Source organism: Streptomyces sp. NPDC090106 (assembly GCF_044747265.1).
GTDB lineage: Bacteria > Actinomycetota > Actinomycetes > Streptomycetales > Streptomycetaceae > Streptomyces.
Genome location: NZ_JBIVDS010000002.1, coordinates 317,205 through 339,805 on the forward strand (window position 1 = coordinate 317,205; position 22,601 = coordinate 339,805).

Genomic DNA, 22,601 nt, shown 5'->3' on the forward strand with positions numbered 1-22,601 from the left:
GCTGCCGGCGCGGGGGAAGTCCCGCCGGGAGTGTTCTAGGACGGGTTCTGGGGGGTCTTGCGGCGGCTTCTGGCGTGGGGTCCGCCGAAGCTCGCCGCCGCGCCGTCCGGCAGCAGGATGCCGCCGAGGAGGGCCCCGGCGGTGCCGCTCTCGTGGCCGGCCGCCCCGGCGAGCGGGTTGCCGTGTGCGCGGACGTCCCGCTCGGCGAGGTCCCGGGCCGCTCGCGCGAGCGTGCCGGCGCCGACCGGGTCGGTGTCCAGGAGCCGTACCGCCTCGGCCAGCCGGGTCCGGGCGGCGGCGCCCACCGCGCCCCGGTGGACGCCGATGAAGCCGTCCGCGCCGGCCACGGCGTCGCGGCCCACGAGCAGTGCGGCGGCCCCCAGCACCCCGGCCGAGGGCTCCGCGGCGAGCGGCGTCAGGGCGGTCACGACCCGGCGCAGGGCGTCCAGCGGGTCGTGGGGCCCCCGGGTCGTCTCGTCGCGGACGACGGCCAGGACCCCGTCGGCGTGCAGGACGCGGGCGCGGGGCTCGCCCACCACCTCCCGCGGGACCTGCGCGAGCAGTGCCTCCGCGCCCGTGAGGGCCGCCGGGAGCAGCGCGGCGGCGGAGCCGAGGTCCCGGCCGAGCCGTTCGACGCCGTCGAGGAACACCGCGGCCTGGGCGACGGCGCCCTCGGCGGCGCGCAGATGCGGGGCGGACCGCTCGTTGTCGGCGAGGTCGACGGCCTGCCGGGCCTGGTTGAGCCGCAGGCCGGCGAAGACCAGCCGGTCCCTGGCCTGCTCCGGGTGGCCGACGACGGAGGCGAGGGCGCCGGAGGCGTACCGCTCGCCGAGGGCGGTGAGGAGGGCGTCCACGGTCTGGGTGCGCCCCGCGAGGGCCCGGAACCGGGTCTCGGCGATCTCCAGGGCCCCGGTCGGGTCCGTCTCCAGCGCCCTGAGCTGGTCCACCCCGGCCGCCCCCGCGTCCAGCCGCCGCCCCGCCTCCTCGCACCGCCCGACGATCCCGGCGAGGGCGTGCCGCCGGGACTCCTCCTCGGCGGGGACGCCGTCGTCGTACCGCTGCCGCAGGCGGAACGCGCTGTCCAGTTCGAAGGCCGCGTCGGCGAGGACCGCGGCGTGCGGGGCGACGGCGTCCTCGCCGAACCGTCCGGTCACGAAGGCGAGTTCCTCACGGCTGGTGCGGACGCAGTCGTCGGCGGTGACCAGCCGCGCGCGGGCCCGTTCGTCGAGCTCCCCGAGGGGCGGGGGAGCGGACGGCCGGACCGAGGCGCCCACCGGGGCGGTGCGGGTCCGGGCCCGCCGGGCGCGCCGCAGGTACACGTACCCCGCGACCGCCACCGCGGCTGCGACGGCGGCCAGCGGCAGCACCAGGTCCGCGGCCGTCGCCGCGGCCTCCTGACGCGCCTCGGGCCGCGGGGCCCGCTCGGCGTGCGCCACCGTCGTCCCCGGCAGCAGCAGCCACAGCACCCCGGCCACCGCACCCACCAGCGTGTGCGCCACCCGCACGGATATGTGCGAGGTCGCCCGGCGCGGCCGGCCCCGGATCATGGAGGACGTCATGTTTCGGAGCGTATGGGCAGGAATGTGGGGGCGCGAGCGGGGGCGGAACCGGGGGTGACCGGGGGAAACGGGGCACGGGCACGGGGGCTCGTGCGAGCATCGGCGCCATGGGCGACGGGTGGGTCGTGGTGGCCGTGCTGGTACTGGCGTTCGGGACGGTGACCGGCCTCGCCGCCGTCACCCGGGACCGGCTGCCGCCCGGGCGCGGACGGGAGAAGGTGCGCCGGCCGCGCCTGTGGGGGTACGGCACGCTGCTCGGCATGGCCGGGATGGGGGTGTTCCTGTTCGTGGGGCCGCTCCAGGGGCCGGACGCGGGGCGCTTCCCCGTCGCGACGGCCGGGATGGGCGTGTTCTTCGCGGGGCTCTGGGTCCAGCGGCTCGCGACGCGGCCCGCGAAGGACCGGCGGACCCGGCAGACCGGGGAGACTCGGCAGCCCGGGGAGACCCGGGAGACCCGCGAAGACCGCCCCGTCTAGGGGGTCCGCCTCCTGATCTTCGAGCCCAGCCACACCAGCGGGTCGTACTTGCGGTCGACGGCGCGTTCCTTCAAGGGAATCAGGGCGTTGTCCGTGATCTTGATGCCCTCGGGGCAGACCTCCGTGCAGCACTTGGTGATGTTGCAGTAGCCGAGGCCGTGCTCGTCCTGGGCGGTGCGCTTGCGGTCCAGGCCGCTCTCGTCGGCCGCGTCCAGGGGGTGCATGTCGAGTTCGGCGACGCGCATCAGGAAGCGGGGGCCCGCGAAGGCCTGCTTGTTCTCCTCGTGGTCGCGGACGGCGTGGCAGGTGTCCTGGCACAGGAAGCACTCGATGCACTTGCGGAACTCCTGCGAGCGGTCCACGTCCTCCTGCATCATCCGGTACTCGCCCGGCCCGAGATCCGCCGGCGGCACGAACGCCGGTATCTCCCGCGCCTTCTGGTAGTTGAAGCCGACGTCCGTGACGAGATCACGGACCACGGGGAACGCCCGCAGCGGGGTGACCGTGATCGTCTCCTCACGGGTGAACACCGACATCCGCGTCATGCACATCAGCCGAGGCCGCCCGTTGACCTCCGCCGAGCACGAACCGCACTTGCCCGCCTTGCAGTTCCAGCGGACCGCCAGGTCGGGGGCCTGGGTGGCCTGGAGCCGGTGGATGATGTCGAGGACCACCTCGCCCTCGTTCACCTCCACCGTGAAGTCCTTGAGGCCACCGCCCCCGACGTCGCCCCGCCACACCTTGAAGCTGGCCTTGTAGCTGCTCACTCGTACAGCTCCTCTTCGGCGAGGTACTTGACCAGCTCCTCCTTGTCGAAGAGGGCGAGCAGGTCCGGGCGGATGGGTTCGGTGGTCTCGCGGACGAGCGCGATCTGGCCGCGGACCGCGTCCGTGGCCGCCAGCCCGCCGGTGATGTCGGCCAGCCGGCACAGCAGGTTGACGTTGCGCCAGGCGCGGTCCATCCCCGGATGGTCCTCACGGGTGTGGCCGCCGCGCGACTCGGTGCGCTCCAGCGCGGCCCGCGCCACGCACTCGCTGACCAGCAGCATGTTGCGCAGGTCGAGGGCGAGATGCCAGCCCGGGTTGAACTGGCGGTGCCCCTCGACACCGGCGCGCCGCGCCCGTACCCGCAACTCGGCCAGTTTCTCCAGGGCCTGGGCCATCTCTCCCTCGCGGCGGATGATGCCGACGAGGTCGTTCATCGCCTGCTGGAGCTCCTGGTGCAGGGTGTACGGGTTCTCCGGCGGACGTCCGTCCGCCTCGCCCGGCGCGGGGCCCTCGGCGGAGAACGGGCGCAGCGCCTCCGCCGCCGCCGTGTCGACCTCGACGTCGTCCACCTCGGGCCGCTCGAAGGCGAGGCCCGCCGCGTACTCGGCCGCGTGCCAGCCCGCCCGCCGCCCGAACACCAGCAGGTCGGACAGGGAGTTGCCGCCGAGCCGGTTGGAGCCGTGCATGCCGCCCGCGACCTCCCCGGCCGCGAACAGGCCCGGCACCCCGCGCGCCGCCGCCGTGTCCGAGTCGACGGCGATGCCGCCCATGACGTAGTGGCAGGTCGGGCCGACCTCCATGGCCTCCGCCGTGATGTCGACGTCCGCCAGTTCCTTGAACTGGTGGTACATGGACGGCAACCGGCGCTTGATCGTCTCGGCGGGCATCCGGGTCGACACGTCCAGGAACACCCCGCCGTGCGGGGAGCCGCGGCCCTCCTTCACCTCGGAGTTGATGGCCCGCGCCACCTCGTCGCGCGGCAGCAGCTCGGGGGGACGCCGGTTGTGGTCGGGGTCGTCGTACCAGCGGTCGGCCTCGTCCTCGGACTGGGCGTACTTCTCCTTGAAGACGTCCGGGACGTAGTCGAACATGAACCGCTTGCCCTCGGAGTTGCGCAGCACGCCGCCGTCGCCGCGGACGGACTCGGTGACGAGGATGCCCTTCACCGAGGGCGGCCAGACCATGCCCGTCGGATGGAACTGCACGAACTCCATGTTCAGCAGCGGCGCCCCGGCCAGCAGCGCCAGCGCGTGCCCGTCGCCCGTGTACTCCCAGGAGTTCGACGTCACCTTGAAGGACTTGCCGATGCCGCCGGTCGAGACGACCACCGAGGGGGCTTCGAGGACGAAGAAGCGGCCGGACTCGCGTTCGTAGGCGAAGACACCGGAGACCCGGTCGCCGTCCTTGAGGACCCGGGTGACCGTGCACTCCTGGAAGACCTTCAGCCGGGACTCGTAGTCGCCGGTCTCCTTCATGTCCTGCTGCTGGAGGGAGACGATCTTCTGCTGGAGCGTGCGGATCAGTTCCAGGCCCGTGCGGTCGCCGACATGGGCGAGACGCGGGTACTCGTGGCCGCCGAAGTTGCGCTGCGATATCCGGCCGTCGGCGGTCCGGTCGAACAGGGCGCCCCAGGTCTCCAGCTCCCACACCCGGTCGGGGGCCTCCCGCGCGTGCAGCTCGGCCATCCGCCACTGGTTGAGGAACTTGCCGCCGCGCAGGGTGTCGCGGAAGTGGACCTGCCAGTCGTCGTGCTCGTTGGCGTTGCCCATCGCCGCCGCGATGCCGCCCTCGGCCATCACCGTATGGGCCTTGCCGAACAGCGACTTGCAGATCACGGCGGTGCGCGCGCCCCGCTCCCGGGCCTCGATGGCCGCCCGGAGGCCGGCGCCCCCGGCACCGACCACGACGACGTCCCACTCCTGGCGGTCGACCACGGACATCAGAGGGTCCCATCCATCTCGAACTCAGAAGAAGCGCGGATCATCGAAGGCTCCGGACGCGACGAGGAAGACATAGAAGTCGGCGAGCGCCACGCTCACCAGCGACGCCCACGCCAGCAGCATGTGACGGTCGTTCAGCTTCCCGATCCAGCGCCACATCCGGTAGCGCACGGGGTGCTTGGAGAAGTGCTTGAGCTGGCCCCCGACGATGTGCCGGCACGAGTGGCAGGACAGCGTGTACGCCCAGATCAGCACGATGTTGAGGAGGAACACCAGGGTGCCGAGCCCCATGTGGCCCCACGCGTAGTGCTCGTCGCGGAAGGCGAGCACGGTGTCGTAGGTGAGGATGCCGGCGACGAGGAGCGCGGCGTAGAAGAAGTACCGGTGCAGGTTCTGCAGGACCAGCGGGAAGCGGGTCTCGCCGGTGTACTTCTTGTGCGGCTCGGCCACCGCGCAGGCCGGCGGGGACGCCCAGAAGCCCCGGTAGTAGGCCTTGCGGTAGTAGTAGCAGGTCAGCCGGAAGCCGAGCGGGAAGACCAGGATGAGGATCGCGGGGGACAGGCCCCACCAGCCCCCGAAGATCTCCCAGTTGGGCCCCGACCGCATGGGCTCGCAGTTCTCCGCCACGCAGGGGGAGTAGAACGGCGAGACATAGGGGGCCGCGTAGTAGTCGGCGTTGGCGAAGGCCCGCCAGGTCGAGTACACGACGAAGAGGAACAGTCCGGTGGCGGTGGCCGCGGGCGCCAGCCACCAGCGGTCCGTGCGCAGATGCGGGGCGTCGATCGCGGCGCGCGTACCGGACCGTACGCCGCCGCTCTTGGGATGGGGTTCCGTACCAGTGGCCAACGCATGACTCCGGTCGGGTTCAGGGGGCGTGGCGGTCGCGGGCGCCGAGTCCCTCGTCGTCCGAGTCCGTCCACAGGCTGGTGTCGTACGGGGTGTCGGGGATGGTGACGAGATCGGGGCGGTGCGTCTGGGCCAGCGCGGGGTCGGCCTGCGCCAGCAGCGCGAGGCTCTCGCGCAGCCGGTCGGCGTCGACCCGGACGCGGCGCATCTCCAGGCCGCCGCTGCCCAGCTGCCGTTCCAGGCGTTTTACGTGGCGGAGCACTTCGTCGAGGCAGCGCTGAGCCGCCGTCAGGTCGTCGTGCAGGGCCATGACGTGACCTCACCTCACTCGGGGTGGCAACGTTCATGTGCGCCTGCGAGTGTTGCGCGTCACACCTGCCGGTGGGAAGGGACGTGCACGGATTGGCGGATCGCGAGCCTCCGTGCGCGCCCCGGGTGCGCCCCGCGTTGCGCCGCACGGTGAGGTCCGGACGGCCCGCGTTGCGCCGCACGGGTGGGGTTCGGGCGGCCCGCCGCCGTGTCGCCGCGGTCGTCCCCGCCCCGTCCTCTTCAGTGGCGGCATACATCTGATCAGCTCCATATACCGCCAAACGTGATCACCACAGGCGGCGCACCCCCGGAGGTAGACGGCATGTCCCACGACGGCGTCGGACCACGCGCGGTGATGCGCTCGGCCGCCTTTCTCACCGCGGGCGCGCTCGCGGTGACCGTGCTCTCCGGGTGCGGTTCCCCCGACCCGGCGGGCAAGCCGCTGGCCGGCTCGGACATCGCGCCGGCCGCGCGGGCGAGCGTCGCCGACGGGGGGAGTCTGCGGTGGGCCGTGGACTCGGTGCCGGACACGCTGAACACCTTCCAGGCCGACGCGGACGCCACGACCACCCGTGTCGCGCAGGCCGTCCTGCCGTCCATGTACCGGCTGGACGACCAGGGACGGCCGCGCGTCGACACCGACTACCTGGAGAAGGCCGAGGTCGTCGAGACCGAGCCCAAGCAGGTCGTGCTGTACAAGCTGAACCAGCAGGCCGTGTGGAGCGACGGCCGGGAGATCGGCGCCGCCGACTTCGCCGCCCAGTGGCGCGCCCTGTCCGGCAAGGACAGCGCCTACTGGACCGCCCGCAACGCCGGGTACGAGCGCATCGAGAAGATCGAGCGCGGCAGGAACGACCTGGAGGTCCGCGTCACCTTCGCGCGGCCCTACGCCGACTGGCGGTCCCTGTTCTCGCCGCTGTACCCGAAGGACGTCATGGGCTCCCCGGACTCCTTCAACGACGGCGCGCGCAGGAAGCTCAAGGTCACCGCGGGGCCCTTCGCCCTGAAGAAGGTCGACCGCAAGGGCGACGAGGTCGTCCTCACCCGCAGCTCCCGCTGGTGGGGCCACCCCGCCAAGCTCGACGAGATCGTGCTGCGCGCCGTCCCGCGCGACAAGCGGGCCGCGGCCCTCGCCGCCGGCGACCTGGACCTGGCCGACATCGACCCCGAGTCGGTCAAGCGGATCACCCTCGCCGCGCGGCCCCGGCAGAGCAGCACCCCGCTCATGGGCCCCGGCAGCGACCTCACCGCCGCCGACTCCCTGCACTCCTGGGCCGTCGCCAACGGCTCCGACGAGGACGCCGCCGAGGAGGAGACCGAGGCCCGCGCGAAGCAGCGCAAGAAGATCAGCGCGTACGCGGACGAGCAGGTCGCGCTGCGCGGCTTCGAGGTCCGCCGCTCCCTGGAGCCCGCCTCCACCCAGCTCGCCCTCAACGGCGTCGACGGCCCCCTCGCCGACGAGCGGGTGCGCCGCGCGGTCGCCCGCGCCCTGGACCGCGAGGCCCTCGCCAAGACCGTCCTCGGCCCCCTCGGACTGCCCACCGAACCCGTCGGCAGCCATCTGGCGCTCGCCGGACAGGCCGCCTACGCCGACAGCAGCGGCGCGCTCGGCGGCCAGGACACCGAGGAGGCGCAGGCCCTGCTCTCGGACGCCGGCTGGGTGCGGGGCGGTCCGGTGAAGGAGGAGAAGAAGGGCGAGGAGGCCGCCGGCGCCAAGGGCAAGAAGGCCGAGGACGACTCCGACGGCGACGACGGCACGTACATCGTCGGCGAGGACGACAAGGCGCCCGCCGAGGCCGACCGGGAGAAGAAGAAGGGGCACCCCGAGCGCGGGGACGGCTCCCAGCACCTCGCCCAGGACGGCAAGCAGTACACCACCGGCAAGCTCAAGGGCGGCGCCCCCGGCGCCTACGCCCCGCGCGGCACCGCCGCCCCCGCCGGAGCCGTGCCCGAGGCGCTCGCCAAGGACGGCAAGGCGCTGACCCTGCGGTTCGTGGTGCCCTCGGGCCCCGGCTCGGAGACGCTGCGCACGGTCGCCGACCGGATCTCGGCGATGCTGGCGAAGGTCGGCATCCGCACCGAGATCGACAAGGTCGAGGACGAGAGCTACTTCAAGGACCACATCGCGTCCGGCCAGTACGACCTCGCCCTGTACTCCTGGCCCGCCTCCGCCTTCCCGGCCACCGACTTCCGCCCCGTCTACGCCAAGCCGGTGCCCGCCGCCGACGGTTCCCTGAACGTCGAGCAGAACTACACCCGGGTCGGCACCGACCAGGTCGACCAGCTCTTCGACCAGGCGGTCGGCACCCTCGACGAGGGCGAGAGCAAGGGCCTGATCCGCAAGGCGGACTCCCGTATCTGGGCCGCCGCCGGATCCATCCCGCTCTACCAGCGCCCCCAGCTCACCGCCGCCCGCAAGGCCGTGGCCAACGCCGGCGCGTTCGGCTTCCGCAGCCCGGTCTACGAGGACATGGGTTTCCTGAAGAAGAGCGCCCCGGCCTCGGCGAGCCCGACCGGCCGATAGGCCCTCCGGGAGCCCGGGAGGCGGCCCCCGGAGGCCGCCTCCCCCAGGGGCACGTACCATGGGGTGAGGCCGTGGCATGTACAGCCCGGCAGGGTCCGCGTAACACAGACGTACGCGCAGGCCCCTTCCACACCACTCCGGGAGTACGCCGCACTATGGCCACGCGCCACGACATCCGCAATGTCGCCATCGTCGCCCACGTCGACCACGGCAAGACCACCATCGTCGACGGCATGCTCAAGCAGGCCGGCGCCTTCGCCGCGCACCAGCTCGAAGGCGTCGACGACCGCATGATGGACTCGAACGACCTGGAGCGTGAGAAGGGCATCACGATCCTCGCCAAGAACACGGCGGTGAAGTATCACCCCAAGGACGGCGGGGACCCGATCACGATCAACATCATCGACACCCCCGGCCACGCCGACTTCGGTGGCGAGGTCGAGCGCGGTCTGTCGATGGTCGACGGTGTCGTGCTCCTCGTCGACGCCTCCGAGGGCCCGCTCCCGCAGACCCGCTTCGTGCTGCGCAAGGCGCTCCAGCAGCGGCTGCCCGTCATCCTGTGCATCAACAAGACGGACCGCCCCGACTCCCGGATCGACGAGGTCGTCAACGAGACCTACGACCTGTTCCTGGACCTGGACGCGGACGAGGAGCAGATCGAGTTCCCGATCGTCTACGCCTGCGGCCGTGACGGCATCGCCTCGCTGACCAAGCCGGAGAACGGGACCGTCCCCGCCGACTCCAACAGCCTGGAGCCGTTCTTCTCGACGATCCTCCAGCACATCCCGGCCCCCACGTACGACGAGGAGGCCCCCCTCCAGGCGCACGTCACCAACCTGGACGCCGACAACTTCCTCGGCCGTATCGCGCTGCTCCGCGTCGAGCAGGGCGAGCTGCGCAAGGGCCAGACCGTCACGTGGATCAAGCGCGACGGCAGCATGACCAACGTGCGGATCACCGAGCTGCTGATGACCGAGGCGCTCACCCGCAAGCCCGCCGAGGTCGCGGGCCCCGGTGACATCTGCGCCGTGGCCGGTATCTCGGACATCATGATCGGTGAGACCCTCGCCGACACCGAGAACCCGATCCCGCTGCCGCTGATCACGGTCGACGAGCCGGCGATCTCCATGACCATCGGCACCAACACCTCGCCGCTGGTCGGCCGGGGCGGCACCGGCAAGGGCGCCGACAACAAGGCGGCCGTCAAGGACCGCAAGGTCACCGCCCGCCAGGTCAAGGACCGTCTGGACCGCGAGCTGATCGGCAACGTCTCGCTGCGGGTCCTCGACACCGACCGTCCCGACGCCTGGGAGGTCCAGGGCCGCGGTGAGCTGGCGCTCGCCATCCTGGTCGAGCAGATGCGCCGCGAGGGCTTCGAGCTGACCATCGGCAAGCCCCAGGTCGTCACCAAGGACGTCGACGGCAAGACGTACGAGCCGGTCGAGCGCATGACGATCGACGTGCCCGAGGAGCACATGGGCGCGGTCACGCAGCTCATGGGTGTCCGCAAGGGCCGGATGGACAACATGTCCAACCACGGCTCGGGCTGGGTCCGCATGGAGTTCGTGGTCCCCTCGCGCGGTCTGATCGGTTTCCGGACCGAGTTCCTGACCCAGACCCGCGGCACCGGCATCGGCCACTCCATCCACGAGGGCTTCGAGCCCTGGTTCGGCACCCTGACGACCCGTAACAACGGTTCGCTGGTCGCCGACCGCTCGGGCGCCGTCACCGCCTTCGCGATGACGAACCTCCAGGAGCGCGGTGTGCTGTTCACCGACCCCGGCACCGAGGTGTACGAGGGCATGATCGTCGGCGAGAACTCGCGCTCCGACGACATGGACGTGAACATCACCAAGGAGAAGAAGCTCACGAACATGCGGTCCTCGTCGGCCGACTCGTTCGAGGCGATCGTCCCGCCGCGCAAGCTCTCCCTGGAGCAGTCGCTGGAGTTCTGCCGCGACGACGAGTGCGTGGAGGTCACCCCGGAGGCGGTTCGCATCCGCAAGGTGAACCTGGACGCCCGTGAGCGCGCCCGCGCCGCGAGCCGCGCCAAGCACGGCTGACGCCCGCACACCTCCGAGCAACCGGCCGGGCACCGCTGACCAGCGGTGCCCGGCCGTGCTGTGTCCGCACCCGGTGAAGGACCGGGGCATACAGGGTTTTCCCTACGCCATGACCGGTCGGCGCCGCCCGATCGTGTTCGTGGACGCGCGACGCTAGGGTGGCCCGAACGCGTGGTGCGCCGACCCGTTCCGGTCGGCGGCCGACCGCGGGTGACGTCGAGGGCATGACTCCGTCACCGGGAGCAACTGATTTTTCGTCAGGTTGTCCGATATTTGGAATCCGCGTGTCGATAGTCATGTAACAAGTCCGTTTCGTGGCCTTCTCCGGGCGGACTGTTTGTCCAGATTTTGGAAGATGTACGCGTTAGCTGTGACTGAATTGAGATTAAAAGACTGTGGTCGGCACATGGCTCTTGGCAGATAGTTAGCGGCGTAGCGCTCGGGTCAATGGGTCTCGCGCCGCTGATGCGGCGCCGACTCGCGAGCACCAAGGGGTGGTCTGACTCTCCGTCAGGGGTGTCGGGGAACAGGCGCCCCTCCTGTTGGTGAGCACGTGGAGTCATGAGGAGGAGTCCCATGCGTGGTGTCACGACCACTCGGTGGGTCACGACGCCCAGGTCGGGCAACTGTCCTTGCGCGTGCGGCGATTGGCGCTGAGAAGCCCGTCGGCCGCCTAGCGTCACCGCGCGCCTACGCGCGTCCGACTGCGAGGTTTCCCCTCCCGGGGTGTCCTGACGCTTCTGCGTGATCCGGTCTGCGACCTCGCGTGTCCGCGAGGTCCGGGTCCGGTACATCCATATCTGTGAAATGGGCGAACTGTGACAAGTTCTATCGACATTGAGGGCGGCGACGCCCGGGCCGACGTCGACGGAAAGGGCGATGCGGAGCCGGGGCGGAAGCCCGAGGTGCTGGAGGGCCGTTCCCCGGGCCAGCTCATGTGGCTGCGCTTCCGGCGCGACCGCACCGGCGTCGTCTCCGCCTGCGTCGTCATCTTCTTCTTCGCGGTGGCCGCGCTCGCCCCGGTGATCGCGAAGCTGTACGGCAAGAACCCGTACACGCTCTACGCCCAGGAGCCCGAATTCCCCTTCCTGCTGGACGACTTCGCGATGCCCTCGGGCGGATTCGGCGGTGTCTCCGGCGACTTCTGGTTCGGTGTCGAACCGCAGCTCGGTCGCGACGTGTTCACCCAACTGCTGTACGGCATGCGCACCTCGCTCTACATGGCCGTCCTGGTGACGCTGCTGAGCGTGGTCACGGGCGTGCTGATCGGCGTGGTCAGCGGCTACTTCGGCGGACGGGTCGACTACTGGCTCGGCCGGATCACCGACTTCTTCCTCGCCTTCCCGAGCCAGCTCTTCTTCATCGCCTTCATGCCGGTCGTCACCGCGCTGTTCGTGGACCCGCGGGACGAGACCCCGACCTATCTGCGGGCCGTCGCCATCATCCTGGTGATGTGGGTCCTCGGCTGGATGGGCATGGCCCGGCTCGTCCGGAGCTCCGCACTCTCCCTGCGGGAGCGGGAGTTCGTGGAGGCGGCCAAGGTGTCCGGAGCCTCCTCCTGGCGGATCGTCCGCAAGGAGATCCTGCCGAACATCGTCACCCCGATCCTGGTCCAGACGACCTACATCCTGCCCAGCACCATCCTGACGATCGCCTTCCTCTCCTTCGTCGGCGTCGGCTTCGTCGAGCCGACTCCCGACTGGGGGCGGATGTTCGCGACCGGTGCCCGGATCTACGAGCAGGACCCGTCCTATCTGCTGTTCCCGGGCGGCGCGTTGGTGATCTTCGTGCTCGCCTTCAATCTTCTCGGCGACTCCGTCCGGGATGCCTTCGACCCAAAGACCGGACGCTGATCGTCCATCGATGGGGGGCGCTGACCCCCGCGCCGGTACACCGCGCGCGTCAGTCAGTTCATGTGGATATCAACCGACAGGTAGGTGCAGAGAGCATCATGAAGCCCATCCGATCGCGCAGAGTGCGTGCCATGGTGGTCGCGGCAGCGGCCGGCGCCCTGGTCCTGACAGGCTGCTCCGACAACGGCGGGGGGAACGCCAAGGACCAGTCCAAGAACAAGGCGGACGCCGCCGAGCAGTCGAAGCCCGTGGCCTACGCCGACGCCGCCACCTCGACCGGACCGGCCAAGGAGGTCGCCGGAGCGAAGAGCGGCGGCACCATCAATGTCTACATGCAGTCGGACATGACCCACATGGACCCGGGTCAGATCTACGTCAGCGACGCCGGCCAGTTCGCCAACCTGATCCACCGCGGACTGACGGACTACCAGGAGGACGCCAAGGGCAACCTCACGGTCGTCGGTGACGTCGCGACCGACTCGGGTACGACCACCGACGGTGGCAAGACCTGGAAGTACACGCTCAAGGACGGCATCAAGGACGAGGACGGCAACGCCATCACCTCGGCCGACGTCCGCCACTCCATCGAGCGTCTGTACTCGAAGGTCATCTTCGACGGCCCGACCTTCGTCCAGAGCTGGCTCTCCGGCTCCGACTACCGCAAGGCGCTGCCGGACGGCCCCTACAAGGGCAAGCACCTCCCGGACTCGGTCCTGGAGACGCCCGACGCCAAGACGGTCATCTTCAAGTTCGACACCCCGCGCCCCGACCTGCCGCAGGCCCTCGCCATGGCCGGTTACGCGATCGTCCCGGAGAAGGACGACACCAAGGAGAAGTACGACAAGGCGCCCAAGGCGCTGGGTCCGTACAAGATCTCCGAGTACAAGGCCGGCAAGTCCCTCACGCTGGTCAAGAACGACCAGTGGGACCCGAAGACCGACTCGGTGCGTCACCAGTACGCCGACGGCTTCAACTTCAGCCTGACGATCGACCAGGCCAGCCAGACCAAGCGTCTGATCGCCGACCAGGGCGAGGCCAAGAACTCGATCCAGTTCACGGACAGCGTGGACCCCGCGCAGATCCAGGACGTCGTCAGCGACGCGGCGACCAACAAGCGCACCATCAAGGGCTACCAGGTCTACGTCTGGCAGATGACCTTCAACCTCGACCGGTTGAAGGACAAGAAGATCCGTGACGCCATCACGTACGCCATCCCGAACCAGTCGATGATCCAGGCCGACGGCGGCAAGTACGGCGGCGAGCTGGCCGGCGGTCTCTTCGCCCCGACCCTGCCGGGCTACGACGACAGCTACGACCCGTTCGGCAAGAAGAAGACCCCGAACGGCAACCCGACCAAGGCCAAGGAACTGCTGAAGGAGGCGGGCTTCAAGGAGGGCACCAAGATCACCTACGCCTACTCCAACAGCCCGCGTGGCCAGGCCCAGGCCGTCATCATCAAGGACGCCCTGGAGAAGATCGGCTTCGACGTCCAGTCGAAGGAAATCGACCGCGCCACGTTCTACGAGCAGATCGGCAAGCTCGACAACCCGTACGACCTGTACATGACCGGCTGGGGCCAGGACTGGTCCTCCCCGTCCACGGTCGTCACCCCGGTCTACGACGGCAGCCTGGTCGCCGACGGTGCCTCGAACTACTCGCACGTCAAGGACGCCAAGGTCGACGCCCTCATCCAGGAAGCCCTGAAGCTTCAGCCGGAAGAGGCCGCGGCGAAGTGGGAAGAGGCGCACCACCGTCTCGTCGAGGACATCAACGTGGCCGCCCCGGTCTACTACTCCAAGCAGATCCAGCTCTACGGATCGAACATCGGTGGCGCTCGCTTCAGCACCAACTCCAGCTACATCGACATCAACCAGCTGTTCGTGAAGCAGCCGTAACCCTCCGTTCCGGCTGATTCCCGGGGGTGCGTGCCGCACGGGGCGCACCCCCGTCCAGCCGCACCCCCCTCCGGCCGCCGCTTTTCGAAGAGAGCAACCGACCCGCCATGTTTCAGTTCCTCATTCGCAGGCTGACAGGCGCCGCAGTGATCATGTTTCTGATCGGTGCCTTCACGTTCTTCCTGTTCTATACGGTCCCGCAGGACTTCGCCGCGCTGTCGTGCGGCAAGAACTGCTCGCCGGAAAACCTCGCTGTCATCCGGGAGAACCTGGGCCTGGACAAGCCCATCAGCACGCAGTTCTGGGAGTTCATGCGCGGGATCGTCGCCGGTCGCGACTTCGCCGTCGGACACTGCTCGGCGCCCTGCCTCGGAGTCTCCTTCGAGTCCGGCGACTTCGTCTGGGACTCCATCATCGACCGCTTCCCGCTGACGCTGTCGCTGACCGTCGGCGGTCTCGTCATCTTCCTGCTGTTCGGACTCGGCACCGGCATGATCGCCGCCTGGAAGCGCGGCAGTTCGGTCGACAAGGCCGTCACCGGCGCCTCCGTGGTGATCAGCTCCTTCCAGATCTACCTGCTCGGTCCGATCGTCCTCGGCATCTTCGTCTACAGCACCGGCTGGATGGAGAACCCGTCCTATGTGCCCATCACCGAGGATCCCGCCGGCTGGTTCGTCGGGATGCTGCTGCCCTGGGCCGTGATGGCCACGATCTTCACCGCGCAGTACACGCGTATGGCCCGCTCCACGATGATCGAGCAGCTCCAGGAGGAGCACGTCCGCACCGCCCGCGCCAAGGGCATGGCCCAGCGGTACGTGTTCTTCCGCTACGCCTGGCGCGGTTCGCTCATCCCGATCGTCACCATCATCGGCATGGACCTCAGCGCGCTCCTGTCGGGCGCGGTGGTCACCGAGTTCACCTTCGACCTCGCCGGACTCGGCCGTCTCGCGGTCAACTCCTCGCTGTCCAAGGACCTGCCGCTGACCATGGGCGTGATGTTGTTCGGGGCGTTCTTCATCCTGCTCCTGAACATCGTCGTGGACCTCGCCTACGCCTATATCGACCCTCGCGTACGCCTCAGCTAGGAGAACAACCGTGAGCACACTGACCAAGACCGAAGGCGAGCCGGTCCCGACCGGGCCGCAGGCCTTCCTCTCGGTCCGCGATCTGCGGGTGCGGTTCTCCACCGAGGACGGCATCGTGAAGGCGGTCGACGGGCTCTCCTTCGACGTCGAGCGGGGCAAGACGCTGGGCATCGTGGGCGAGTCCGGGTCCGGCAAGTCCGTGACCAACCTGACCGTTCTCGGCCTGCACAACCCCAGGTCCACCACCGTCGACGGCGAGATCGTCCTCGATGGGCAGGAACTGGTCACCGCGACCGAGAAGGAGATGGAGAAGCTCCGCGGCAACAAGGTCGCGATGATCTTCCAGGACCCCCTGACGGCGCTCTCCCCGTACTACACGGTGGGCCGGCAGATCGCCGAGCCCTTCATGAAGCACACCGGCGCCTCCAAGAAGGAGGCGAGGCGGCGCGCGATCGAGATGCTGGCCAAGGTCGGCATCCCGCAGCCGCAGACCCGGGTGGACGACTACCCGCACCAGTTCTCCGGCGGTATGCGCCAGCGCGCGATGATCGCCATGGCGCTGATCTGCGACCCCGACCTCCTCATCGCCGACGAGCCGACCACCGCGCTCGACGTCACCGTGCAGGCCCAGATCCTCGACCTGCTCAAGGACCTCCAGCAGGAGTTCGGCTCCGCGATCATCTTCATCACCCACGACCTCGGTGTCATCGCCGACATGGCCGACGACCTGCTGGTGATGTACTCGGGCCGGGCCGTGGAGCGCGGCAGCGTCAACGAGGTGCTGCACCGCCCCCGCCACCCCTACACCTGGGGTCTGCTCAGCTCGATGCCCCGGCTCGGCGGTGACACCGCGCAGGCGCTCACCCCGATCCCCGGCTCGCCGCCCAGCCTGCTCAACCCGCCCACCGGCTGCCCGTTCCACCCGCGCTGCGCCTTCACCGGCGAGGTCTCCGAGGGACAGTGCGCGACCGTGCGCCCCGAACTCGGCGACGGGCGGTCCGCCGCATGCCATCTGACGGCGGATCAGAAGCAGACCATCTTCATCGACAAGATCCAGCCCCGGCTGCGCTAGGAACCGACACATGAGTGACAATCTCACGCTCCCCGCACAGAAGAGTGCCCCGGGCGCATCGGCGGAGACTCTCCTCAGGGTCGAGGGCCTGACCAAACACTTCCCGATCTACGGCGGGTTCCCCATCAAACGCCGGGTCGGCGCGGTCCAGGCCGTGGACGGCATCGACCTCAGCGTCGGCGTGGGCGAGAGCGTCGGCCTGGTCGGGGAGTCCGGATGCGGCAAGTCGACCACCGGGCGGCTCATCACCCGTCTGCTGGAGCCCACCAGCGGGAAGATCACGTATCAGGACCGGGACATCACCCACGCCTCGCGCCGTCAGCTGGCGCCGGTGCGGTCCGAGATCCAGATGATCTTCCAGGACCCGTACTCCTCGCTGAACCCGCGGCAGACGGTCGGCACCATCATCAAGTCGCCGATGGAGGTCAACGGGATCGAACCGCAGGGCGGCCGGGAGAAGAAGGTCCGCGAGCTGCTCGAACTGGTCGGCCTCAACCCCGAGCACTTCAACCGGTTCCCGCACGAGTTCTCCGGCGGCCAGCGCCAGCGCATCGGTGTGGCCCGGGCCCTGGCGCTGAACCCCAAGCTGATCGTGGCCGACGAGCCGGTCTCGGCGCTCGACGTGTCGATCCAGGCCCAGGTGGTGAACCTGCTGCAGAAGGTCCAGCAGGAGATGGGGATCGCGTTCCTCTTCATCGCCCACGACCTCGCCGTCGTCCGGCACTTCTCGCATCGCGTCGCGGTGATGTATCTCGGCAAGGTGGTCGAGGTCGGCGACCGCGACTCGATCTACAACCGGCCCCGCCACCCGTACACCCACGCCCTGCTCTCCGCGGTCCCCGAGGTCCCGGTCGAAGGGCTGGAGGACAACAAGGAGCGCATCCGGCTCGCCGGTGACGTGCCGTCCCCCATCTCGCCGCCCTCCGGCTGCCGTTTCCGCACCCGGTGCTGGAAGGCGCAGGACAAGTGCGCGACCGAGGAACCGCCCCTGGTCCAGCTCTCCGGCAACGGCGACGGCCATCTGACGGCCTGCCACTTCCCGGAGGACCCGACCACCGAGGCCCGCGACGAGGACATCGTCCTCGACCCGGCACTGGCCGCACTGGAGGACGACCACCAGGAACAGCGGGACGAGGAGGACTAACCCGCCTTCGTGGCCAGGGTGATGATCTCCGGGGACGTGGGGGTGAGCGGCCCGCGTCCCCAGTCGCCGTACTGCTCCACGACGGTCAGGCCGGCCTCGGCCAGGAAGTGGACGAGGCGGTCGGGGCCGAGGAAGCGGATCGTGGAGCGGCAGACCACGGGGCGCTCCCAGTGCATGCCCTGGTAGGTCTCCGTGAACGTCACCCGGTCTCCCGTGACGGGCGGTTGGACGTCGTGCCACACATGGACGACGCTGCCCGACGGGTCGGCGATCTCGTGGACCTGCTCGGGCGTCCAGTGCTCCCAGGCGCGGGCGCCCGGATTGCGGGTGTCGAAGACGAAGTGGCCGCCGCCCGCGAGAGCGGTGTGCACGGCACGCAGGGCCTGGCGGACGTCGTCGTCCGTGACGAGTTCCTGGAAGGCGTGGCCGGTCATGACGACGAGGTCGAACGCGCCGTTCCAGCGGTGCGAGCGCAGATCCCCGAGCACCCACTCCACCCGGGGTTCGTGCCGCCGTGCCTGGACCAGCATCGCCGCGGCCGGGTCGAGCCCCACCAACCGTCCGCCGTGGCCCAGTTGACGCGCCCGCCCCAGCAGACGGCCCGTGCCGCAGCCGACGTCGAGGACGGCCTCGGCGTGCTGGATCAGCCCGAGGTGGAAATCGTCCCCCGGGCCCCAGGGGTTGAGGGTGTCGTAGAACTCGGCGAGCGCGAGATCCGCGAACGAACGGTCGACCACCGCGGCAGTCTGTCATACCGGCCGGGACGGCATGACAGGATCAGGCCTTCAGGAGAAGCGGGGAGGGGCCGGGGTGCTGCACCACGTCGAGCTGTGGGTGCCCGATCTGGACCGGGCGGTGACCTCCTGGGGCTGGCTCCTCGTGGAGCTGGGCTGCGAGCCGTACCAGGAGTGGGCGCACGGGCGCAGCTGGCGGGCGGGACGGACGTACGTCGTGGTCGAGCGGTCACCGGCGCTGCGCGGCGCCGAACACGACCGGATGCGGCCGGGGCTGAACCATCTCGCCTTCCACGTCCGCGACGCTGCCGCGCTCGACGCGCTGGTCGCCGAGGCGCCCGCGCACGGCTGGACGCTGCTCTTCCCGGACCGCCATCCCTTCGCGGGCGGGCCCGGGCACCGCGCGGCGTATCTGGAGAACGAGGACGGCTTCGAGGTGGAGCTGGTGGCCGGGGAGGGGTGAGGCGCCCCGGGGCCTCGACAAAGCGTTCGACAGGACGGGTACCGGCCGGGCAGCATCCCTCCCGATGACAAGAACCGACACCCCCGCCGCCTGGGACGAACGCACCCAGCTCACCACCTTCCTCGACTACGCCCGGGCCACCGCCCGCGCCAAGTGCGAGGACGTCTCCGCGGCGGACGCCGTGCGGGCCCCGCTGCCGGGCTCGCCCCTGATGACCCTGTCCGGCCTGATCAGCCATCTGCGCTGGGTCGAACACTGGTGGTTCGACGTCGTTTTCCTGGGGGAGGAGGACCGGGGCCCGTGGACGGAGGAGGACCCCGACCGCGAGATGCGCGTCGCGGTCGACGTCCCGATCGGAGACCTCCTCCAGGAGTATGAGGACCAGGCCGCCCGCTACCGCGCCCTGGTCGACTCCACCGACCTCGACACCCGGGCCCACCGCCCCATCCGCGACGGCCGCCACGTCGACCTCCGCTGGATCCTCCTCCACCTCGTCGAGGAGACGTCCCGGCACAACGGGCATCTGGACGTGATCCGCGAACTGGTGGACGGCCGCACCGGGGTGTGAGCCCAGGGGGAGTCCGCACGGGGACGAAGAAGGCCCACGCCCGGGGGCGTGGGCCTTCGTCCCCTGGAAGCGGACGTTCACGGGCTCGGGTCAATGGGCCTGGAAAGTCCGGTCCCTGAAGGGGGCGGCTGACGAAAGGGGTGTGTCAGGCCGCCGCCTGGGGGTCCTTGGAGAGACGCGGGGCCGGGATGGTTCCCGCCGTCTCGGGGTAGTGGCAGGCGGTCAGGTGGCCGGGCTTGTTGCCCTCGACCTGGACCAGCGGGGGCGCCTCGGTGGCGCACTTGTCCGTCGCCTTCCAGCAGCGGGTGCGGAATCGGCAGCCCGACGGCGGGGCGATCGGAGAGGGCACGTCGCCCTGGAGCCGGATGCGCTCACGGGCGGTGCCGTCCACCGTGGCCTCGGGCACGGCCGACAGCAGCGCCTTGGTGTAGGGGTGCCGCGGGTTCTCGTACAGGTCGTCGCGGTCGGCGATCTCCACGATCTTGCCGAGGTACATGACCGCCACGCGCTGCGAGAAGTGCCGTACCACCGCGAGGTCGTGGGCGATGAAGACGAATGCGATGCCGAGTTCCCGCTGGACCTTCTGGAGCAGGTTGACGACCTGCGCCTGGATGGAGACGTCCAGCGCCGAGACCGGCTCGTCCGCGACGATCAGCTTCGGTTCCAGGGACAGCGCGCGGGCGACCCCGATGCGCTGGCGCTGGCCGCCGGAGAACTCGTGCGGGAAGCGGTTGTAGTGCTCGGGGTTGAGACCGACGATCTCCAGCAGCTCGCGCACGCGCTTCTCGCGTCCGCCCGCGGGGTTGATGTCGTTGATCTCCATCGGACCCGAGATGATCCTGCCGACCGTGTGCCGCGGGTTCAGCGACGCGTACGGGTCCTGGAAGATCATCTGGATCTCGGAGCGGACCGGGGCCAGGTCGCGCCGGCCCGCGTGGGTGATGTCCTGACCCCGGTAGGAGATCGTGCCGCTCGTGGGTTCCAGGAGCCGGGTGATCAGCCGTCCGGTGGTGGACTTGCCGCAGCCGGACTCGCCCACCAGGCCGAGGCTCTCGCCCTCGTGCACCTGGAAGTCCAGCCCGTCCACGGCCTGCACGGCGCCGACCGTACGGCGGATCGGGAAGCCGCCCTTGACCGGGAAGTGCTTCGTCAGGCCGGTGACGTCCAGGAGGGGTTTCGTGTTGCTCATGATCGTGAGGTCCCGTCTCGGTGACGTCAGTGCCGGGTTCCGGCGAGGTCGGCGAAGAATTCCTGGCGCTGGTCCAGCGTGAGGTGGCACGCGGAACCCCGCCCGTCCGTGATCTCCAGCAGCGGGCGCTCGGTGGAGCACCGCCCGCCGGACACCTTCTCGGCGAAGGCGCAGCGCGGGTGGAACCGGCAGCCGGAGGGCGGGTTGAGCAGCGAGGGCGGCGAACCGGGGATCGGCGACAGCGGTACGTCGACCGGTCCTTCCAGGCTCGGCATGGAGCTGAGCAGACCCACCGTGTAGGGGTGCTGCGGGGTGCGCAGCACCTCCTCCTTGGTGCCGCGCTCCACGCACCGGCCGCCGTACATCACCAGCACGTCGTCCGCGATGTCGGCGATGACACCGAGGTCGTGGGTGATGAAGACGATCGCGGTGCCGAACTCCTGCTGGAGGTCCTTGAGCAGGTCCATGATCTGGGCCTGCACGGTCACGTCGAGCGCGGTGGTCGGCTCGTCGGCGATCAGCAGCTCGGGGTCGCAGACCAGGGCCATGGCGATCATCGCGCGCTGGCGCATACCGCCGGAGAACTGGTGCGGGTAGTCGTCCACGCGTACGTCCGGCTGCGGGATGCCCACCCGCTTCAGCATCTCGATCGCCCGCGCCCGGGCCTCCTTCTTGGAGGCACCGGTGTGCTTGCGGTACGTCTCACCGATCTGCTTGCCGACGGTGTGGTACGGCGACAGCGAGGCCAGGGCGTCCTGGAAGATCATCGCCATCTTGTTGCCGCGCAGCTTCTCCAGCTCGGACTCCCGGGCTGTCGTCAGCTCCTTGCCGTCGAGCAGGATCTCGCCGTCGACGGCGGTCCGGTGACGGTCGTGCAGGCCCAGGATCGTCAGGTTGGTGACCGACTTGCCGGAGCCCGACTCGCCCACGATGCCGAGGGTCTTGCCCTTTTCGAGGTCGAACGAGAGACCGTCGACGGCCTTGACGGTGCCGTCCTCGGTGGAGAAGTGGACTTTCAGGTCCCTGACGGAGAGGAAGGCCTGCTGATCGGTGCTCGTCACGGGGACGCTCCTGGGGGTCATGCCGGGGGGTAGCTGGAGGGGGCCCGGGTCAGGCGAGCCGGATGCGCGGGTCGATGAGGGCGTACACGGCGTCCACGATGATGTTGGCGAAGACGATTCCGGCCGCCGCGATCATGGTGACGCCGAGCAGCATCGGCAGGTCGCTGTCGTCCACCGAGCGGACGGCGAGCGCGCCGAGACCCTGGATGCTGAACGTCGACTCGGTGATGATCGCGCCGCCGATCAGGGTGCCCATGTCGATGCCGAAGATCGTCACGATCGGACCCATCGCGCCGCGCCAGGCGAAGCGGAAGAAGACCGAGCTGCGGGACAGGCCCTTGGCGCGGGCGGTGCGCACGTAGTCCTCGCTGAGCTGTTCCACCAGCTGGGAGCGGGTCATACGCGTGTAGTTGGCGGTGAAGATGATCGACAGCACCAGCCAGGGCAGCAGCAGACCGGAGACCCAGGCGCCCGGGTTCTCGGTGAACGGCGTGTACGACGGCTGGTCCAGCAGATGCAGCTGGGTGACCAGGAAGAACATCGCGATGTAGCCGACGAAGTAGATCTGCATCGACGAGCCGATGAGCGAGAAGGAGCTCGCGGCCTTGTCGAGGAACTTGCCCTGCTTGAGCGCGGCCAGCATGCCCGTGCCCACGCCGATGATCAGGAAGAAGAAGGCACCGCCGATGGCCAGCGAGATGGTCGTCGGCAGCCGGTCCATGATCGTGTCCCAGACGGGCACGTTGTTGCTGAACGAGTAGCCGAAGCACGGCGCGTCGCAGTGCCCGACCCCCACGTAGTCGCGGCCCATGAAGATGCCCTGGATCCAGTGCCAGTACTGCAACGGCATCGGGTCGGCGATCCCGAGGTTCTCGCGGACCTGTGCGAGCAGCTGGGCGTCACAGACCTTGCCGCAGGCCATCCGCGCCGGGTCGCGGGGGATGGCGTAGAAGAGGAAGAAGGTGACGGCGCTGATGACCAGCAGAATGACGAGCGCGCCGAGCACTCGACGGATCAGGAAACGGAACATGGGTGATGGCTTTCCGGACGGGG

The 22,601-nt window shown here is 69.7% G+C and carries 19 protein-coding genes; 10 read left to right on the forward strand and 9 right to left on the reverse strand.

Annotation, left to right across the window (positions count from 1 at the left end):
• Positions 1–35 precede the first annotated feature (35 nt).
• Positions 36–1,559, reverse strand: coding sequence for a hypothetical protein (locus ACIPSE_RS06945; protein ID WP_401658258.1), 1,524 nt, complete (start codon positions 1,557–1,559; stop codon positions 36–38).
• A 107-nt stretch (positions 1,560–1,666) separates the two neighbouring features.
• Here ACIPSE_RS06945 and ACIPSE_RS06950 point away from each other — a divergent pair, with 107 nt between their 5' ends.
• Complete coding sequence (locus tag ACIPSE_RS06950) at positions 1,667–2,035, forward strand: hypothetical protein (protein WP_401658260.1); 369 nt, start codon at positions 1,667–1,669, stop codon at positions 2,033–2,035.
• On the opposite strand, the gene ACIPSE_RS06955 is transcribed toward ACIPSE_RS06950, so the two are convergent.
• Genes ACIPSE_RS06955 through ACIPSE_RS06970 form a run of 4 tightly spaced genes read right to left on the reverse strand, consistent with a single transcriptional unit; the run spans position 2,032 to position 5,898 of the window.
• Positions 2,032–2,802, reverse strand: coding sequence for a succinate dehydrogenase/fumarate reductase iron-sulfur subunit (locus tag ACIPSE_RS06955; protein WP_401658262.1), 771 nt, complete (start codon positions 2,800–2,802; stop codon positions 2,032–2,034). The genes ACIPSE_RS06950 and ACIPSE_RS06955 overlap by 4 nt on opposite strands.
• Complete coding sequence (locus tag ACIPSE_RS06960; RefSeq protein ID WP_401658264.1) at positions 2,799–4,742, reverse strand: fumarate reductase/succinate dehydrogenase flavoprotein subunit; 1,944 nt, start codon at positions 4,740–4,742, stop codon at positions 2,799–2,801. The genes ACIPSE_RS06955 and ACIPSE_RS06960 overlap by 4 nt, the downstream gene beginning before the upstream one ends.
• A gap of 24 nt (positions 4,743–4,766) precedes the next feature.
• Positions 4,767–5,588, reverse strand: a complete 822-nt coding sequence (locus ACIPSE_RS06965) for a hypothetical protein (RefSeq protein WP_401658266.1) — start codon at positions 5,586–5,588, stop codon at positions 4,767–4,769.
• Between the two features lie 19 nt (positions 5,589–5,607).
• Positions 5,608–5,898, reverse strand: a complete 291-nt coding sequence (locus tag ACIPSE_RS06970) for a hypothetical protein (protein WP_401658268.1) — start codon at positions 5,896–5,898, stop codon at positions 5,608–5,610.
• Between the two features lie 321 nt (positions 5,899–6,219).
• On the opposite strand from ACIPSE_RS06970, the gene ACIPSE_RS06975 reads away from it, so the two are divergent.
• The 7 genes from ACIPSE_RS06975 to ACIPSE_RS07005 all read left to right on the forward strand — a co-directional run bounded on the left by ACIPSE_RS06975 (position 6,220) and on the right by ACIPSE_RS07005 (position 17,533).
• The gene (locus ACIPSE_RS06975; RefSeq protein ID WP_401658270.1) at positions 6,220–8,421 is read left to right on the forward strand and encodes an ABC transporter family substrate-binding protein; all 2,202 of its coding nucleotides are present in this window, start codon (positions 6,220–6,222) and stop codon (positions 8,419–8,421) included.
• A 155-nt stretch (positions 8,422–8,576) separates the two neighbouring features.
• On the forward strand, positions 8,577–10,484 hold the full coding sequence (typA, locus tag ACIPSE_RS06980) for a translational GTPase TypA (protein WP_401658272.1): 1,908 nt from the start codon (positions 8,577–8,579) through the stop codon (positions 10,482–10,484).
• Between the two features lie 905 nt (positions 10,485–11,389).
• Complete coding sequence (locus tag ACIPSE_RS06985) at positions 11,390–12,337, forward strand: ABC transporter permease (RefSeq protein WP_401659730.1); 948 nt, start codon at positions 11,390–11,392, stop codon at positions 12,335–12,337.
• A 98-nt stretch (positions 12,338–12,435) separates the two neighbouring features.
• Complete coding sequence (locus ACIPSE_RS06990; RefSeq protein ID WP_401658274.1) at positions 12,436–14,232, forward strand: ABC transporter substrate-binding protein; 1,797 nt, start codon at positions 12,436–12,438, stop codon at positions 14,230–14,232.
• A 107-nt stretch (positions 14,233–14,339) separates the two neighbouring features.
• Positions 14,340–15,317, forward strand: a complete 978-nt coding sequence (locus ACIPSE_RS06995; RefSeq protein ID WP_401658276.1) for an ABC transporter permease — start codon at positions 14,340–14,342, stop codon at positions 15,315–15,317.
• Between the two features lie 10 nt (positions 15,318–15,327).
• A complete protein-coding gene (locus ACIPSE_RS07000) occupies positions 15,328–16,389 on the forward strand; it encodes an ABC transporter ATP-binding protein (RefSeq protein ID WP_401658278.1) in 1,062 nt (353 codons plus the stop codon).
• Positions 16,390–16,399: 10 nt separating this feature from the next.
• Positions 16,400–17,533 (forward strand): ABC transporter ATP-binding protein, encoded by a 1,134-nt coding sequence (locus ACIPSE_RS07005; RefSeq protein ID WP_401658280.1) that lies wholly within the window; start codon positions 16,400–16,402, stop codon positions 17,531–17,533.
• Here ACIPSE_RS07005 and ACIPSE_RS07010 read toward each other — a convergent pair.
• Positions 17,530–18,270, reverse strand: coding sequence for a class I SAM-dependent methyltransferase (locus ACIPSE_RS07010; protein ID WP_401658282.1), 741 nt, complete (start codon positions 18,268–18,270; stop codon positions 17,530–17,532). The genes ACIPSE_RS07005 and ACIPSE_RS07010 overlap by 4 nt on opposite strands.
• 73 nt (positions 18,271–18,343) lie before the next feature.
• Between ACIPSE_RS07010 and ACIPSE_RS07015 the strand changes: the two genes are divergently transcribed.
• Positions 18,344–18,730, forward strand: a complete 387-nt coding sequence (locus tag ACIPSE_RS07015) for a VOC family protein (protein ID WP_401658284.1) — start codon at positions 18,344–18,346, stop codon at positions 18,728–18,730.
• A gap of 64 nt (positions 18,731–18,794) precedes the next feature.
• Positions 18,795–19,298: a DinB family protein gene (locus ACIPSE_RS07020; protein ID WP_401658286.1), complete on the forward strand. Its 504-nt coding sequence runs from the start codon at positions 18,795–18,797 to the stop codon at positions 19,296–19,298.
• Positions 19,299–19,443: 145 nt separating this feature from the next.
• On the opposite strand, the gene ACIPSE_RS07025 is transcribed toward ACIPSE_RS07020, so the two are convergent.
• From ACIPSE_RS07025 to ACIPSE_RS07035, 3 genes are read right to left on the reverse strand one after another with little or no spacing between them, the layout of a single operon-like run.
• The gene (locus ACIPSE_RS07025; RefSeq protein WP_401658288.1) at positions 19,444–20,487 is read right to left on the reverse strand and encodes an ABC transporter ATP-binding protein; all 1,044 of its coding nucleotides are present in this window, start codon (positions 20,485–20,487) and stop codon (positions 19,444–19,446) included.
• A 26-nt stretch (positions 20,488–20,513) separates the two neighbouring features.
• Entirely contained in the window at positions 20,514–21,569 is a 1,056-nt protein-coding gene (locus ACIPSE_RS07030; protein WP_401658290.1) for an ABC transporter ATP-binding protein, read from the reverse strand.
• Between the two features lie 28 nt (positions 21,570–21,597).
• Positions 21,598–22,578, reverse strand: a complete 981-nt coding sequence (locus ACIPSE_RS07035) for an ABC transporter permease (RefSeq protein WP_401658292.1) — start codon at positions 22,576–22,578, stop codon at positions 21,598–21,600.
• Positions 22,579–22,601 lie beyond the last annotated feature (23 nt).